14 protein-coding genes are annotated in these 16,143 nt (G+C 72.4%); 7 read left to right on the top strand and 7 right to left on the bottom strand.

The genetic code is table 11. The features are described 5' to 3' along the window. Positions 1–162 precede the first annotated feature (162 nt). Both ACFQ79_RS08460 and ACFQ79_RS08455 read left to right on the top strand, forming a co-directional pair. Positions 163–750: a GNAT family N-acetyltransferase gene (locus tag ACFQ79_RS08460; protein ID WP_383580281.1), complete on the top strand. Its 588-nt coding sequence runs from the start codon at positions 163–165 to the stop codon at positions 748–750. 60 nt (positions 751–810) lie between these two features. After that, positions 811–2,001 carry a winged helix-turn-helix domain-containing protein gene (locus ACFQ79_RS08455; RefSeq protein ID WP_383580278.1) on the top strand — a complete coding sequence of 397 codons (1,191 nt, stop codon included), beginning with the start codon at positions 811–813 and terminating at the stop codon, positions 1,999–2,001. A gap of 39 nt (positions 2,002–2,040) precedes the next feature. Here ACFQ79_RS08455 and ACFQ79_RS08450 read toward each other — a convergent pair whose 3' ends face one another. The 6 genes from ACFQ79_RS08450 to mtrA form a co-directional block, all read right to left on the bottom strand. Beyond that, positions 2,041–2,793 (bottom strand): response regulator transcription factor, encoded by a 753-nt coding sequence (locus ACFQ79_RS08450; protein ID WP_266966394.1) that lies wholly within the window; start codon positions 2,791–2,793, stop codon positions 2,041–2,043. Between the two features lie 208 nt (positions 2,794–3,001). Then, entirely contained in the window at positions 3,002–3,682 is a 681-nt protein-coding gene (hpf, locus tag ACFQ79_RS08445) for a ribosome hibernation-promoting factor, HPF/YfiA family (RefSeq protein WP_055603779.1), read from the bottom strand. 294 nt (positions 3,683–3,976) lie between these two features. Continuing rightward, positions 3,977–4,786, bottom strand: coding sequence for a ComF family protein (locus tag ACFQ79_RS08440; RefSeq protein WP_383580276.1), 810 nt, complete (start codon positions 4,784–4,786; stop codon positions 3,977–3,979). Positions 4,787–4,919: 133 nt separating this feature from the next. After that, positions 4,920–6,686 carry an LpqB family beta-propeller domain-containing protein gene (locus ACFQ79_RS08435; protein ID WP_383580442.1) on the bottom strand — a complete coding sequence of 589 codons (1,767 nt, stop codon included), beginning with the start codon at positions 6,684–6,686 and terminating at the stop codon, positions 4,920–4,922. Positions 6,687–6,882: 196 nt separating this feature from the next. Next, positions 6,883–8,901: an MtrAB system histidine kinase MtrB gene (gene mtrB / locus ACFQ79_RS08430; RefSeq protein WP_383580273.1), complete on the bottom strand. Its 2,019-nt coding sequence runs from the start codon at positions 8,899–8,901 to the stop codon at positions 6,883–6,885. A 1-nt stretch (position 8,902) separates the two neighbouring features. Next, complete coding sequence (mtrA, locus tag ACFQ79_RS08425) at positions 8,903–9,580, bottom strand: two-component system response regulator MtrA (RefSeq protein ID WP_010356958.1); 678 nt, start codon at positions 9,578–9,580, stop codon at positions 8,903–8,905. A gap of 331 nt (positions 9,581–9,911) precedes the next feature. Here mtrA and ACFQ79_RS08420 point away from each other — a divergent pair, with 331 nt between their 5' ends. From ACFQ79_RS08420 to ACFQ79_RS08400, 5 genes are read left to right on the top strand one after another with little or no spacing between them, the layout of a single operon-like run. Continuing rightward, positions 9,912–11,132 carry a hypothetical protein gene (locus ACFQ79_RS08420; protein ID WP_383580271.1) on the top strand — a complete coding sequence of 407 codons (1,221 nt, stop codon included), beginning with the start codon at positions 9,912–9,914 and terminating at the stop codon, positions 11,130–11,132. Positions 11,133–11,136: 4 nt separating this feature from the next. Next, entirely contained in the window at positions 11,137–11,829 is a 693-nt protein-coding gene (locus ACFQ79_RS08415) for a DUF4129 domain-containing protein (RefSeq protein WP_383580269.1), read from the top strand. Then, a complete protein-coding gene (locus ACFQ79_RS08410; RefSeq protein WP_383580267.1) occupies positions 11,826–13,028 on the top strand; it encodes a DUF4350 domain-containing protein in 1,203 nt (400 codons plus the stop codon). The genes ACFQ79_RS08415 and ACFQ79_RS08410 overlap by 4 nt, the downstream gene beginning before the upstream one ends. Beyond that, positions 13,025–14,008: an AAA family ATPase gene (locus ACFQ79_RS08405; protein WP_383580265.1), complete on the top strand. Its 984-nt coding sequence runs from the start codon at positions 13,025–13,027 to the stop codon at positions 14,006–14,008. Before ACFQ79_RS08410 ends, ACFQ79_RS08405 begins: the two co-directional genes overlap by 4 nt. A gap of 12 nt (positions 14,009–14,020) precedes the next feature. Then, positions 14,021–15,331: a DUF58 domain-containing protein gene (locus ACFQ79_RS08400; protein WP_383580263.1), complete on the top strand. Its 1,311-nt coding sequence runs from the start codon at positions 14,021–14,023 to the stop codon at positions 15,329–15,331. Positions 15,332–15,401: 70 nt separating this feature from the next. On the opposite strand, the gene ACFQ79_RS08395 is transcribed toward ACFQ79_RS08400, so the two are convergent. Beyond that, positions 15,402–15,908: a hypothetical protein gene (locus tag ACFQ79_RS08395; protein WP_383580261.1), complete on the bottom strand. Its 507-nt coding sequence runs from the start codon at positions 15,906–15,908 to the stop codon at positions 15,402–15,404. Between the last annotated feature and the right edge of the window lie 235 nt (positions 15,909–16,143).

The following is a 16,143-nucleotide window of genomic DNA, read 5'->3' as shown; positions in this document are numbered from 1 at the left end:
CCACCGCAACGGCCATCGTAAGCGAGACCGCCCTCGCGAAGGGAGGCCCACAGTGCCGGAGCCGTACGTCCGCCCGGAAAGAGAACGCACGAGGTGGGCGGAAGGTGCCGCCCCACCCGAAAAGTGTTCGCTTCCGGCCCGGCGGCTCACCACAATCCCGGCATGGATCCGATCACCCTCACCACCGACCGCCTGCGCCTGCGGAACTTCGTCCCCGAGGACTCCGACGCGGTGTACGCCATCTGTCAGGACCCGGACATCCGTCGCTGGACCGTCGTCCCCGACCCCTATACGCGGCAGGACGCCGAACTCTTCCTGAACCGCCTCGTGCCCGACGGCTGGCGCGAGGACACCGAGTACGCCTTCGCCGTCGAGCCGCTGGCCGGCGGCCCGCTGCTCGCCGCCGTCTCCCTGACCAGTCGCGGCATGGGCGTCTGGGAGGTCGGCTACTGGCTGGCCGGCGAGCACCGCGGCAGCGGCTACATGACGGAGACCGTCCGGGCCGTCGCCCACTGGGCCTTCACCGGCCTCGGCTGCACCCGCCTGGTCTGGCGCGCCGAGGTCGGGAACACCGGCTCGCGCGCGGTGGCCGAGCGGGTCGGCTTCGTCGTCGAGGGAGCCCAACGCGCCGGACTCACCAACAAGGGCACGCTCCGGGACAGCTGGATCGCCGCCCTGCTCCCCTCCGACTTCGGCCTTCCGAGCCCGCTGCCCTACCTCCCGGCCCGCGACCTGCCGGCCCCCTCCTGAGCCCCGGCCCCCCGCGTCCACCGGGGGAGAGTGTCAGTGCCGGGGCCTAGGGTGCGGTCCATGACGACTGTGCCGCGCCCCGCCGCCGAACTGTCCGCCGACGACGCCCGCCGGATCGCGCTGCGAGCCCAGGGCTTCCTGGGTGCGCCCGACCGCCGCGCCGGGGTGCGCGGCGTGCTGCGCGGGCTCGGCCAGGTCCAGCTCGACACGATCTCCGTCCTCGCCCGCTCGCACGAGCTCATTCCGTACGCGCGCCTGGGCGCCGTCGGCCGTACGGCGGTCGAGGACGCCTACTGGACCGCGCGGCCCGACGGCGGGGCTCCGGCACGACCCCACGCCTTCGAGTACTGGTCGCACGCGGCCTGCGTGCTGCCCATCGAGGAGTGGCCGCACTTCGCCTTCCGCAGGCGCTCCTACCGCGACCGTCCGCACTGGGGCCACGAGCTGTCCGCCGGGGCGTACGGCAAGGTGATCGACCAGCTGCGCGCCGAGGGGCCGCGGACGGCGACCGAGCTGGGCGGCGCGAAGAACAAGGGCGAGTGGTGGGACTGGTCGGACGGCAAGATCGCCGTCGAGCGGGCGCTGATGTACGGCGAGGTGGTGGTGGTCGAGCGGCGCGGCTGGAAGCGGGTGTACGACCTGGCGGAGCGGGCGATCCCGCAGACGCTGCTCCACGACGACCTGGACGACACCGAGTGCGTGCGGCGGCTCGTCCGGCAGGCCGGTGAGGCGCTGGGCGTGGGCACGCGCGCGGACATCGCCGACTACCACCGGCTCAAGGGGGAGCAGTTCGACGCGGTGGTCGAGGCGGCGGGCCTGGTGCCGGTGACGGTGGCGGGCTGGGGGAAGCCCGCCTGGGCGGACCCGGCGGCGCTGGCCACGGAGCCGCGCGGTCGCCACCGTACGACCCTGCTGTCGCCGTTCGACTCGTTGATCTGGGAGCGGCCCCGCACGGAGCGGATCTTCGGCTTCACACACCGCCTGGAGGCGTACGTGCCGAAGCAGAAGCGGATCCACGGCTACTTCGCGATGCCGGTCCTGGCCGGCGGCCGTCTGGTCGGCCGGGTGGACCCCGCGCGCGAGGGCGGGACGCTCGTCGCCCGCCAGGTGACGCTCGACGGCCCGAAGGCCGTGCCCGCGGTGGCGCGGGCGCTGCGCGAGGCGGCGGAATGGGTCGGCTGCGACGCGGTGAGGGTGGAGCGGGTGGACACCCCGGGCCTGGCGAAGGACCTGGTGGCGGCGCTGGGCTAGCCGGCCGGCGAGCGGAGCGGAACCCCTGCGCCCGGCCGGCTAGCGGATCTCGAGGATCTTCTCCCGCATCGCGTAGACCACGGCCTCCATCCGGGAGTGCAGCTGCAGCTTCTCCAGGATGTTCCGGACGTGGTTCTTCACCGTGTTCTCCGAGATGAACAACTCCTTGGCGATGTCCCGGTTGTTCATCCCGGTCGCGACGAGCTTGAGGACCTCCAGCTCGCGGTCGGTCAGCCGGGGCGCGGGCACGAGCCTGCGCTCGTCGGTGCGCTGGATCATCGACTTGAACTCGGTGAGGAGCTTCGACGCCATCGAGGGGCTGATCTGCGACTGCCCGTCGGCGACCGCGCGGATCGCCGTCGCGACCTCGTCGGTGGAGATCTCCTTGAGGAGGTAGCCGGTGGCCCCCGCCTTGATCGCGTCGTAGAGGTCGGCCTCCTCGTCGCTGATCGTCAGCATGATGATCTTCGCGCTGGGGGCCACCTCCTTGATGGAGGTGCACGCCTCGATGCCGCCGCGCCGGGGCATCCGTACGTCCATCAGGACGATGTCCGGCAGCAGATCGGCCGCCTTGTCGACGGCCTCCGCCCCGTCACCGGCCTCCCCGACGACCTGGATGTCCTCCTCCTGCGCGAGGACGATCTCGAGTCCGCGGCGGAAGAGGGCATGGTCGTCCACGACGAGGACTCGGATCGGCTCCTTGCGGAATGAGCCGCTGTCCGATTCCGATCCCTCGGGGACCGCACCACCGTGCTCGCGCCCGCTGAGCACCGGCCCGAAGCTGTCCGCCATCGTTCCTCCCCCTGAAGGCCGTGGCCTGAATTCGTTTCCGGTCCTCCAACCGCTACTCAGGGAGCACCGGTTGGCGTGCACGCCATGCTTTCATGCTCCGGCGGCAACGGGGTGATCCGCGGGCGCACGGGGGTGCCCCTGGGGGCGCGAAGGGCGCTCCAGGGGCACCGTGAGGGGCAATTGGGGTGTGGGGGGCGCGAGACGGCGGTCAGCCGCCGAGCGCACCACCGGCGCCGCCACCCTCGGCGAGCGGGTCGCTCTCCACATGGATGACGCCGTAGTCGTACGCGTGCCGGCGGTAGACGACACTCGGCTGCTTCGTGTCGGAGTCGACGAAGAGGTAGAAGTCGTGTCCGACCAGCTCCATCTCGTAGAGAGCCTGGTCGAGCGTCATCGGTGCGGCCCGGTGGGTCTTCTCGCGGACCACCAGCGGGCCTTCGCCCTGGACTTCGATCGAGCCCATCATCGTGGTGGGCACCTTGTCGGACTCGTCGGCGACGAGCTGGCCGTCTCCGTTGAGCTGGGCGGCGCCGGGCACCACGTCCCCGACCTCCGCCGCCGAAAGCCTGCCGTTTCCACGGCGGGTGTACCGCTTGTCGTGCTGCTTGCGCAGTCGTGCCTCGAGCTTGTCGCTGGCGAGGTCGAGGGCCGCGTACGGGTCCGCCGCCGCGGCTTCCGCCCGGATCACCGGGCCTCGGGAGTGGAGGGTGATCTCCACGCGGTCCGACCTGTCGGCCTGCCGCGGGTTGTGTTCCTTGGACACCTCGACGTCGAGGCTGATCACCTTGCCGTCGAGCTTCTGGATCTTCTCCAGCTTCAGCTTCTCGGCCACGTGCTTGCGGAACCGCTCGGGCACCTCGGTCTTGCGGCCCTTGACGACGATGTCCACGCAGAACTCCGTTCCCGGATCGCCCTGGTCGGCTCTCTCGGCCGCAGGGCTTCTCCCTTTGCACCAGACTCCGGTGGTTACCGGAGCTCGGACTTGGCGAGTTTCACCTCTCCTCCCCAGTCGACAAGATCCCCACCCCATCGACAAGAGGTTAATTCGCCCTGAACTCCTGTCCTGTAGGCGCAACCATGTATTCGGCTAGGCGATGGCTTTCGCCATTCCTCACAACCGAACATAGCCCCTTCGGACGGGTGTCGGCACCCGCTACCGCGACATACCTCCGTTCGGGTGCCTTCACCGCTCACCACCTGCAACGTTCCAAGTTCCTTGCGAGTTCCGGTTTATTTCGAACGAAGCGGGAGAGGATGCGATCACAGCCGCCGCCCGCTGTTCTAATCCGCGCTGCGCCGAACCGACCGGTAAGCCGTGCGGTATTCCAGGAATGAACGGAAGGTGTACGCCTCCGAGGGCGCGCGCCGCCTCCGCCAGTGAGGCGCCCGTGGTCATCAGATCGTCGACGAGCACCACCTCTCCCGCCCGGAGCAGCCGCCCGCCGCCGGGCACCACCTCCAGCGCGCCGGACAGGTTCGCGAGCCGACCGCGCGCCCCGAGACCCGCCTGGTCCGCCACGTACCGCCGCTGCCGCAGCACCGGCACGACCCGCGCCTGCCGTCCGGCGCCCCGCAGCCGGGCCGCGGCGGCCAGCGCGATCCGGCGCGTCGGATCGTGGCCACGTGCCCGCACGGAGCGCCGCGAGGAGGGCACCGGTACGAGGAGCAGCGGTCGCGCCGCCAGGCCCTCGGTGCCCCCGGCAGCGGCCTCCACGGCGACGGCGAGGGCGCCGCCCAGGGGACGGGCCAGGGCGAGCGCCCCGCGTTCCTTGTGGGCGATGAGCAGTTCGCGTACGGCGTCGGCGTACGGCGCGACGGCATGGACGACCGGCAGCCCGGCAGGCTCGGGCGACGGCCGCACCCTGCGCGGCCCCTCCCCCGCCCCGGTCAGCGCCGCCGCGCACGACGGGCACAGCTCGGTGCGCTGCCTGCCGCAGCCTCCGCAGGCGACCGGCAGCACCAGCCCGGCGATCTCGCGCCACCACCCCCGCATGGCTCCACTGTGCGCCTTCCCGGGCACCTCGGCCACCCCTGTGGAAAACCCGCCGCGGGTGCCCCCGGAGTACGTCAGGTACCCGGACACGGACGGCGTCGGCCGTCACCCGTCCGAGGTCCCGGGGAGCCCGCTACCCGGGATAGACGGGCGAGGTCCCGGTCTTGACCACGGGCTGCCAGTTCGTGCCCGGCAGGAGCCGCACGATCCCGTCGTTGCCGGAGTCCGCGACCAGCGGCACGGAGCCCTTGTACGGCGCCGCCACCGAGGTCACCCCGTTCAGACCGGGGAGCACCGAGGTCGCCGAGGTCGAGCCGTCGGTCTGGAGGTAGCGGATCTGCTGGACGCCGCCCGCCTCCTTGCCGACCACGACGAGCCGGCTCGGCCCGGCCCAGGAGACGGCCGTGACCGACTCCATCCGGGGCGCGGCGGGCTGGAGGTCGTCCACGGAGACGACCGGCTCGTCGCCCGACGTCTGCCGCTGGACCCGGCCGATCTGCAGGGTCGTGTCCCCGCCCCGGGTGACCACGAGCGCGATCCGGACCCCGTCGGCGGAGAGCCGCAGCGACTCGATCCTCGCGTCGTCCGCCAGCCACGGCGTCCGCACCTTGACGGGCTCACCGGTGCCGCCGGGCACCATCCACAGCTGGGGCGCGGCGGGGTCGCGGTCGGCGATCCACAGATTGCCCCGGCCGTCCCAGCTGGGCGCGGACAGCCGGTCGGTGGGCTTGGCGGCCTTGCTGCGCAGGATCGCCGGGGCCGCCTCCTCCTCGGTGGTGATGGAGGAGACGAACAGCTCGCGGCCGCTCTCCCCGACCCCGGCGGCCCGCGTCTCGCCCCGGTCGACGGCGACCGACCCGAGCCGCAGCGTGCCCTTGCCGAGCGGGCCGGGCACCTCGAGGGGAGTGTTGGACTCCTTGCCCGCGCCGACCAGCATCATCAGCTTGCGGTGCTCGTCGACGAAGTACGGGTTCTCTTCCCGGTCCGTGTTCCGCACGGGGGCGAACTCGTCGGTCGCCTGTCCCTTGCCCAGACGGCACAGCGCCTGGCCCCTCGACCCCTGGAGCTCCACCTGCTCGGCGTTCACGGAGGTCAGGTCGCGCAGCGTGAACAGCAGCTGCGCCGCCATCCGCCGGCACGGCTCGCCGCCCACCAGGTCCGCCTTCCCGTTCAGCGGCACCTTGAGGGTGGACTGGTCGTCGGGCGTGAGCGTGGTGACGCCCTTCCGCAGCTCCGTACCGGAGGGGAAGCTGGAGTCGACGGCCGGCTTCAGCCAGTCCGTGGGGCCTTCGAGAAGCGCCCTGACCGTCTGCGTCACCGGGTCCATCCGGGTGACGGGGTCCTGGCGCTGCCGGATGTAGACCGGGTCGGCGACGACCCAGTCCTCCCCCGAGGCGAAGTAGTACTTGTTGACCGACCGGTAGTTGCGCAGGAAATCGGCCTCGCCGAGCACCAGGCCCGGCGGCAGGCTGTCGATGCGCCACTCCTTGCCCTTGCCGCCGGCCGAGGGCTGCTGCACGACGTGGATCGACTGGAGGTACGCGGCGGGGCTGTACGGCTGGTAGGCGTGCCGGTCGTCCACGGTCGCGATCCTGCGGCCGGAGAGCGGGTAGGAACGGCCCTGGTTGTCGGGGTCGGCGTTGCGGTCGGCCAGATCGCGGTTCGGCGCGGTGGTGAGCACGGTGATGCTCTCCTCCGGCTTCCAGCTCCGCGCCGCCTGGTTCGTCAGGTACTTCCGGGCCGTGGCGAAGCCGGGGTCGTCACTGGTCATGGCCTCGAGGAAGCCGTCGACGATCTCGTCCGGGTCCGCGTTCTCCCGGGGCGCCACCGCGTAGACCCGCACCTGCGAGTCGCCCTGGTTGGCCCCCTTGACCGGCTGGACGTCGCCGCTGTCGGGCATGGTCGCGCAGCCGGTCACCAGAAGCCCGCCGCACGCGGCGAGCACCACCGCCCGCGCACCGCGGCCCTGCCCCAGGACCTGGTCAGGGCCCTGTCCCGGCTGGAGGTCCGGACCGGCGTGGCCCGTGCGGAAGCCCGGGAAGCCCCACACCAGGTGCCCCCTTCGGAAGCCCCGCCCCGCGTGCCCCTGTGAGGAGTCAGCGCCCACGTGTCCCGTCCTCCCGCTCCGCGTTCCCTTGTGCGTCGGCCGTGGCCGACCCCGCCCCGGCACCGTCGTTCTCCGCCGCCGCACGCGCCACGACCCGGGCGCCGTTGCCGGGCAGGGCCGTCGGGTCGACGGTCGCCCGCGACGGCGCGGGCAGCCTCGGCGGTACGGGGAGCTTCGGCCGGTCGCCGGCGGGCTGCACCGGCACCGCCGTGAGGCGGGCGTTGTCCTGGGCGCGGCCGGCGGCCGCCTGCTCGCGGTTGCGCCGCGAGTCCTCGGGCTCCAGGGGTATCGGGGAGCCCCGCAGCGGCTCGTCCGCGGTCCGCGGCAGGGTGAGCCGGAACTGCGAACCTCCGCCGGGCTCGCCCCAGGCCTGGAGCCAGCCGCCGTGCAGCCGGGCGTCCTCCACCGCGATCGACAGGCCGAGGCCGGTGCCGCCGGTGGTCCGCGCGCGGGCCGGGTCGGCGCGCCAGAAGCGGTTGAAGACCCGGGTCGCCTCGCCCGGCTTGAGTCCGACGCCGTAGTCGCGGACCGCGACGGCGACGGCCCCGCCCGCGGCGGCCAGCTTCACCACCACGTCCCGGCCCTCGCCGTGCTCGACGGCGTTGACGACGAGGTTGCGCAGCACCCGCTCGACCCGGCGGGCGTCCGCCTCGGCCACCACGGGCTGCTTGTCGCCGACGACCACGATCCGGGTGCCCTTGCGTTCGGCGAGGGGCTCGGCACCGCCGATGACCCGGCGCACGACCTGCCGCAGGTCTATCGGCTCGGCCTCCAGGGCGGCCGCTCCCGCGTCGAAGCGGCTGATCTCCAGAAGGTCGGAGAGCAGCGACTCGAAGCGGTCGAGCTGGTCGCCGAGGAGTTCGGCGGAACGGGCGGTGATCGGGTCGAAGTCCACCCGGGCCTCGTGGATGACGTCGGCGGCCATCCGGACCGTGGTGAGCGGCGTACGCAGCTCGTGCGAGACGTCGGAGACGAACCGCCGCTGCATCCGCGACAGCTCCTCCAGCTGCTGGATCTTGAGCTGGAGGTTCTGGGCCATCTTGTTGAAGGCCTCGCCCAACCGGGCGATGTCGTCCTCGCCGGTGACCTTCATGCGTTCCTGGAGGCGGCCGGCCGAGAGCCGCTCGGCGATCCCGGCGGCCATCCGCACGGGGGTGACGACCTGGCGCACCATGAGCCAGGCGATGGCACCGAGCAGCACCATCACGAAGAGCCCGGCGGTCGCGAGGGTGCCCTTGACCAGGGTGAGGGAGTCCTCCTCCTGGGTGAGCGGGAAGAGGTAGTACAGCTCGTACTGGGTGCCCTCGGCGTCGTTCAGCCGCTGGCCGATCACCAGACCCGCCTCGGACGGCTTCCCGCTGGTGTAGTGGATGCGGGTGAACTTCTGGAAGGTGTCCGTGCCCTGGGCCACCGAGTGCCGCAGTTCCGCGGGGATGCTGGTGGTCGGGTCGACCTCCCCGGAGGCACGGGCGCCGCGGCTCGCGGCATCACCGGTGTCGAGGGAGAGCGCGACGACGTTGAAGGCGCTCTGCCCACCACTGGCGAGCTGCTCGACCAGGGTGGAGCGCCAGTTCACGGAGGCACCGGCCCGTGCACCGTCCTGCTGCCCGGGCGCCGAAGCGGTCGTCGCCGCCCGGTCCTGTGCGGCGGAGAACCCGCCGGCGGCCTGGCTCTGGGCGGCCCTCTCCTTGGCGTCGAGCAGTCCGTTGCGGACCTGGCCGATCACGACCAGGCCGAGCAGCAGCACCACGCCGAGCGACATCAGCAGAGTGCCCGCGACGATCCGCAGCTGGATGTTGCGCCGCCACAGCCGCACAGCGGGCAGCAACGGCCGGCGCACCCAGCGCGCGAAGAGCCGGAGGACGGGTCCGCCCGGCGTCCCGTCCCGGAACAGCCGTCCGCCCCGCGGCGGACGGCCGGAACGCGAGCCCCCCCGCCCCGGTCCGGCAGCCCGCCCCGTACGGTCTCCCGGGTCCCCGGGCTTCGGAGCAGCACTGCCTGTACTCATGTCAGCTCGGTCCCGCCTTGTATCCGACGCCTCGTACGGTCACCACGATCTCCGGCCGCTCGGGGTCCTTCTCGACCTTCGAGCGCAGCCGCTGGACATGCACGTTCACCAGCCGGGTGTCGGCCGCGTGGCGGTAGCCCCAGACCTGCTCGAGGAGCACCTCACGGGTGAACACCTGCCACGGCTTGCGCGCCAGCGCGACGAGCAGGTCGAACTCCAGCGGCGTCAGGGCGATGGACTGCCCGTCCCGCTTCACGGAGTGCCCTGCCACGTCGATGACCAGGTCACCGATGGTGAGCTGCTCGGGTGCCGGCTCCTCGGACCTCCGCAGCCGCGCCCGGATACGGGCCACGAGCTCCTTCGGCTTGAACGGCTTGACGATGTAGTCGTCGGCCCCGGACTCCAGACCCACGACCACGTCGACCGTGTCGCTCTTCGCGGTGAGCATGACGATCGGCACACCCGACTCGGCCCTGATCAGGCGGCACACCTCGATGCCGTCCCTCCCGGGCAGCATCAGGTCGAGCAGCACCAGGTCAGGCTTGGCCTCCCTGAATGCGGCAAGCGCCTTGTCACCGTCCGCGACGAACGACGGCTCGAACCCTTCACCCCGCAGCACGATGCCGAGCATCTCGGCCAGTGCGGTGTCGTCGTCGACGACAAGAACGCGTCCCTTCATATCGACATCATCCCATTAGCCAATCGTTACCTGCCGTGACCTGCCCCACAGCGCCTCCCCCAGCCCGGACCCGCGATCCCGTCGATCGCGCCCCGCTCGGCCCGCCACCGCACGGTTCGCGCGAGATGATCGGGTATCCGCACAGTGTGCCGTCTGCCGCTCGCACAATGAAGGTCCGGACGAAGGTACGAAGGTCACGGCCGCTCCGGCCCACGGGCGGGTCCCGCGTGGCACGATGGCACCCGGCCCGCCGCCGTGTCAGGTGTCGGCCGCCGTGACCGAGCCGGTTCGCCGATCCGGCACCGCGACCATTCCTCCGAGGTGGACGACCGTGAACGACACTCCGGGCTGGACCTCGCCCGGATCCGCCCCCTCCGACGACCAGAACGGCTCCGGGGTCCCCCGGCCCGCCGCTCCGGCCGACGCGAACGGCTCCGCCCCTCAGTGGTCCAAGGACCAGCCGCCCGCCGGCCAGTGGTCCCCGCCGACCGGCCAGACCCCGCCCCCTGCTCCCCAGCAGGGCCAGGGCTGGGGAGCTCCTCCCCCGAACGCCCACTGGGGCAGGCCGCCGGCCGCCAAGCCCGGAGTGATCCCGCTGCGCCCCCTGGGCATGGGCGAGATCCTCGACGGCGCGGTGAAGACCCTCCGCACCTACTGGCGCACCGTGCTGGCCATCACGGTCACCGTCGCGGTGATCTCCCAGGTCGCCGACATACTGGCCCAGCGGTATCTCGCCCCGGACGTTCCGGCCGCGAGCCCGGACGCCACCCCCGCCGAAGCGCTCGAGCAGTCCCTCGACGCGGCGCAGTCCTCCCTGATCGGCCTGGGCCCCGCCCTCCTCGTGACGCTGATGGCCTCCCTGGTCAGCGCCGCCCTGCTGACCGTCGTCATCAGCCGCGCCGTCCTCGGCCGCCCGGTCTCGCTCGCCGCCGCCTGGCAGGAGGCCCGGCCGCGGCTCCTCCAGCTCGTCGGCCTGACCCTGCTGCTCGCGGCGATGAGCGTCGCCATCGTCATGGTCGGCCTGCTCCCCGGTCTGCTGATCGGCGGCGCCGCAGGCGTGGCCCTGACCCTCCTCGGCGGACTCGGCGCCCTGGTGGCGGCCGTCTGGCTGATGATCCGCTTCAGCCTGGCCTCCCCCGCCCTGATGCTGGAGCGCGGCGGCGTGATCCCGTCGCTGAAGCGCTCGGCGAAGCTGGTCCGGGGGGTGTGGTGGCGCATCTTCGGCATCACGCTCCTCACCCAGCTGCTGATCTTCATCTTCTCCATGATCATCGCGATCCCGTTCACCATCATCGGCATCGCGGTCGACGGAGACGGCTTCTCCGACATGCTCTCCGGCACGTCCACCACCTTCGGCTGGCCGTTCCTGATCATCACGGGCATCGGCGGTGTGATCACCAGCGCGATCACCTACCCGATCTCGGCCGGTGTCACGGTCCTCCTCTACGTGGACCAGCGCATCCGCCGCGAAGCCCTGGACCTCGAGCTGGCACGGGCCGCGGGCATCCCCGGCTACGGCCCCACGCCGGGCACCCAGACCGTCGGAGGCTGATGCCGTGACGGTCACGGGGGGAACGACCACGGCACTGGCGCGGCTCCGCGCCGACGACGACATCCCGGTGGACATCTCCCGCGTCCCCGCCCAGGAGGCGGCGGAACGGGAGCTGTCCAAGCCGATGTACCACGAGAACGACCCGAACCTCCTCCAGCGCGTCCTCGACCGCTTCTGGGAGTGGGTCGGCGACCTCTTCGACGCCGCCTCGGGTGCCACGCCCGGAGGCGTGATCGGCCTCGTCGCGGTCGTCCTGTTCGTGATCGCCGCGGCCGCCTCCCTCTGGTGGCGCCTCGGCACCCCCCGCCGCGCACCGGGCACCACCGGCGACTCCCTCTTCGCGGACGGCCCCCGCACCGCCCGCGACCACCGCACGGCCGCCGCCCGGCACGCCTCCGCCGGCCGCTGGAACCAGGCCGTCCAGGAACGCACCCGGGCCATCGTCCGCTCCCTCGAGGAACGCGCCCTGCTCGACCCCCGCCCCGGCCGCACCGCGGACGAGGCCGCCGCCGAAGCGAGCCGCTCCCTCCCCGCCCACGCGGACGACCTGCGCCTCGCCGTCCGCGTCTTCGACGACGTCACATACGGCGGCCGCACCGCCGACGAGCCCGCGTACCGCCGCATCGAGGAACTGGACACCGCCCTAGAGCGCACCCGTCCCACCCTCGACACCGCCTCCACGGGGACGCCCGCATGAGCCGCCCGGCCACCAGCACCACGTCGACCGCCGCCTCCCCTCGCCAGCTCTGGACCCGAGCCCGCGGCGCGGCCCTCGTCCTCGCCCTGGTCCTCATCGGCGGCCTGGCCCTCGCGACGCTGCGGTCCTCCGACGCCCACGGCTCCCTCGACCCCCGCTCCGCCGACCCGAACGGCAGCCGGGCCGTCGCCGAACTCCTCAAGAGCCGTGGCATCGGCCTCACCGTCGTCACCACCCTCGACGAGGCCGCCGCCGCGACCACCCCCGACGCGACGCTCCTGGTCACCACACCCGACCTGCTGACACAGTCCCAGCAGTCCACGCTCCGCCGGGCCATGACGAGCTCCACCGGCCGCACGGTCCTCGTGGGCGCCGGCCGGCCCTCCCTCGACACGCTCGCCCCGGGAGTCACCAGCTCCACCAGCACCCCCGTGGAGAACCGCGCCCCGTCCTGCACCCTGGCGGAGGCCACCCGCGCCGGCAGCGCCGACCTCGGCGGCGAGCGCTACCTCACCGCTCCCGGCGCCACCGCAGACTCCTGCTACCCCTCCGACGGCCTGCCGACCCTGCTCCGCCTCCCCGGGCGGGACACCACCGACACCGTCCTCCTCGGCTCGCCCGACATCCTCTACAACAAGCGTCTCGACCAGCAGGGCAACGCCTCGCTCGCCCTGCAACTCCTCGGCTCCCGGCCCCATCTCGTCTGGTACCTCCCCTCCCTGACCGATGCCTCCGCCACCGCCGACGCACCCGACGACGGCACCACGGGCGACTTCCTCTCCCTCATCCCCTCCGGCTGGCTGTGGGGCACCCTCCAGCTCGCGATCGCGGCCCTGCTCGCCGCCATCTGGCGCGCCCGCCGCCTCGGCCCCCTGGTGACCGAACGCCTCCCCGTCGCCCTCCGCGCCTCCGAGGCCACCGAGGGCCGAGCCCGCCTCTACCGCAAGGCGAACGCCCGCGACCGCGCCGCCTCGGTGCTGCGCACCGCGACCCGCACCCGGATCGCCCCGCTGCTCGGCGTCCCCGTCCAGGAGGCCCACTCCTCCGACCGTCTCCTCCCCGCACTCTCCGCCCGTCTCCCCGAGACCACCGCGGACCCCCTCTCTCTCCTCTTCGGCCCGGCTCCCGCCGACGACGCCGCTCTCATCCGCCTGGCGGACCAACTCGACGCCCTCGAAAGAGAGGTACGCACCTCATGAGCGCCCCGACCCCCGAGACCGCTACGAACTCGGACAGCGCCCGCGCCTCCCTGGAGGCCCTGCGCACCGAGATCGGAAAGGCCGTGGTCGGCCAGGACCCCGCCGTCACCGGTCTCGTCGTCGCCCTGCTCTGCCGCGGACACGTCCTCCTCGAAGGCGTGCCCGGCGTCGCGAAGACCCTGCTGGTCCGCTCGCTCGCCGCCGCACTCGAACTCGACACCAAGCGCGTCCAGTTCACCCCCGACCTGATGCCGAGCGACGTGACCGGCTCTCTGGTCTACGACACCCGGAACTCCGAGTTCTCCTTCCAGCCCGGCCCGGTCTTCACGAATCTCCTCCTCGCCGACGAGATCAACCGCACGCCCCCGAAGACCCAGGCCTCCCTCCTGGAGGCGATGGAGGAGCGTCAGGTCACGGTCGACGGCACCCCGCGCGCCCTGCCCGAACCCTTCCTGGTGGCCGCGACCCAGAACCCCGTCGAGTACGAGGGCACCTACCCCCTCCCCGAGGCACAACTGGACCGCTTCCTGTTGAAGCTGACGGTCCCTCTGCCCTCCCGCGCGGACGAGATCCAGGTCCTCACCCGTCACGCGGAGGGCTTCGACCCCCGCGACCTGAAGGCCGCCGGTGTCCGCCCCGTCGCAGGCCCCGCCGAGCTCGAAGCCGCCCGGGCCGCCGTCGCCAAGGTCTCGGTCTCCGCCGAGATCGCCGGCTATGTCGTCGATATCTGTCGTGCCACGCGTGAATCCCCCTCACTCACGCTCGGGGTCTCCCCCCGAGGCGCCACCGCCCTGCTCTCCACCGCCCGCGCCTGGGCCTGGCTCACCGGCCGGGACTACGTCACCCCGGACGATGTGAAGGCCCTCGCTCTCCCCACCCTGCGTCATCGCATCCACCTGCGGCCCGAGGCCGAGATGGAAGGAGTCACCCCCGACTCCGTCATCAACTCGATCCTCGCCCACGTCCCCGTCCCCCGCTGAGAACGGCGCCCCATGGCCCTCACCGGACGAACAGCGCTGCTCGCCGCACTCGGTTCGATCCCCGTCGGCCTCCTCGCCCCCAGCTGGGCGGGGATGCTCGCGGTGAACGCGCCCCTCTCCCTCGCAATTCTGTGCGACTACCTCCTGGCAGCACCAGTACGAACGCTCCAATTCACCCGAAGTGGTGATACATCCGTTCGACTCGGTGACGCGGCCGACGTCCAGCTCACCGTCACCAACCGGTCCCGCCGCCCCCTCCGCGCCCAGCTCCGCGACGCCTGGCCGCCCAGCAGCTGGCTTCCCGGCACCGAACACGCCTCCTCACGCCACCGCCTGACGGTCCCCGCCGGCGAACGCCGTCGCCTCACCACGAGCCTGCGCCCGACCCGCCGCGGCGACCGCCGGGCCGAGCGGATCACGGTCCGCTCCTACGGCCCCCTGGGCCTGGCAGCCCGTCAGGGCAACCACGACGTCCCTTGGGCCGTCCGCATCCTGCCCCCCTTCACCAGCCGCAAGCACCTGCCGTCCCGTCTCGCCCGGCTCCGTGAACTCGACGGCCGCACCAGCGTCCTGACACGCGGTGAGGGCACGGAGTTCGACAGCCTCCGCGAGTACGTCCCGGGCGACGACACCCGCTCGATCGACTGGCGGGCCACCGCCCGCCAGACCACGGTCGCCGTACGCACCTGGCGCCCCGAGCGCGACCGCCACATCCTGATCGTCCTGGACACCGGCCGCACCTCGGCCGGCCGCGTCGGCGACATCCCCCGCCTCGACGCCTCGATGGACGCGGCACTCCTGCTCACGGCGCTCGCGTCCCGCGCCGGTGACCGCGTGGACCTCCTGGCCTACGACCGGCGCCTCCGCGCCCAGGTCCAGGGCCGCTCCGCCGGCGACGTCCTGCCCGCCGTGGTCAACGCCCTCGCCCCGCTCGAACCCGAACTCGTCGAGACCGACGCCCGCGGCCTGGCCGCGACAGCCCTCGCACGCGCTCCCCGCCGCTCACTGATCGTCCTTCTGACGAGCCTCGACACCGCCCCGATCGAGGAGGGTCTCCTCCCGGTCCTGCCGCAGCTCGCCCAGCGCCACACGGTCCTGCTCGCCTCGGTCGCCGACCCCCACATCGCCCGCATGGCGACGACGCGCGGCACCATCGAGGGTGTCTACGAGGCCGCGGCGGCCACTCAGACGCAGTCGCAGCGCTCCCGCACCGCGGACCAGCTCCGCCGTCACGGGGTCACGGTCGTCGACGCCTCCCCCGACACCCTCGCCCCCGCCCTGGCCGACGCGTACCTCGCCCTGAAGGCTGCCGGCCGCCTGTAGAGCCCCACACACCGATGGCCGGCACGGCGAACACGCCGTGCCGGCCATCGACCACGGGTGGCGCCCCGAATCAACGGAACACGACGGAGGCCTCCCCGGCCGCGGCGCTGAAGGAACCCGGGCACAGGAACGAGCCCGAGACCTTGGTGGCCGTGAAGGGGGTGTTCACGTACTTCCTGGTGGCCCCGTCCCGATTCCAGACGATGTTCGTCACCTTGTAGCGGCAGGAGACGAACGACTGCTTCCCCGTGAGGTCGATGACGTCCGTCGTCGCCGTACCGGCGGCGTCGTCGAAGGTGAAGGCCGGGTTGTTGTTGAGCGAGGCGGTGATGCCGCCGGCGCAGGTCAGGTTCCCGCCCGGCTTGTTGATCGTGGACCGGTCGACGGTGAGCGCGCTCGGCGGAGTCGCACTGGCGTCGGCACCGGTCCAGCTACAGGTGTTCCCGGAGACGACGATCACGCCGTCGACCTCCGCGCCGGCGAGGGTGCCGCTCGCATGGGCCGATGTGGGAACAACACCGATGCCGACCGCCATTGCCAGCGCGGCCAAGCCGGTCAGGGTGGGGGTGTACTTCATGTCGCTCTCCTTGCCACAGCTTGTGGGTGGGGGGAACCCAAGCCGCTCACCGGAGCCGACCGGGTTCGGAGTGCGCCACGGAGCGTGTCACAGCCGGCATGAGATGTCATGCACGCATCAATCATTGGCTGAAAGTAGCCGAACGCAAAAATGCCTCAACCCCCGGACAAGGTCCGGGGGTTGAGGCTAAAAATTGTTCGGCGGCGTCCTACTCTCCCACAGGGTCCCCCCTGCA

It is taken from the genome of Streptomyces sp. NPDC056480, assembly GCF_042795405.1.
Taxonomy (GTDB): Bacteria; Actinomycetota; Actinomycetes; order Streptomycetales; family Streptomycetaceae; genus Streptomyces.
Note: the sequence above shows the minus strand (reverse complement) of the source record. Positions and strands in the feature narration are given on the sequence as shown.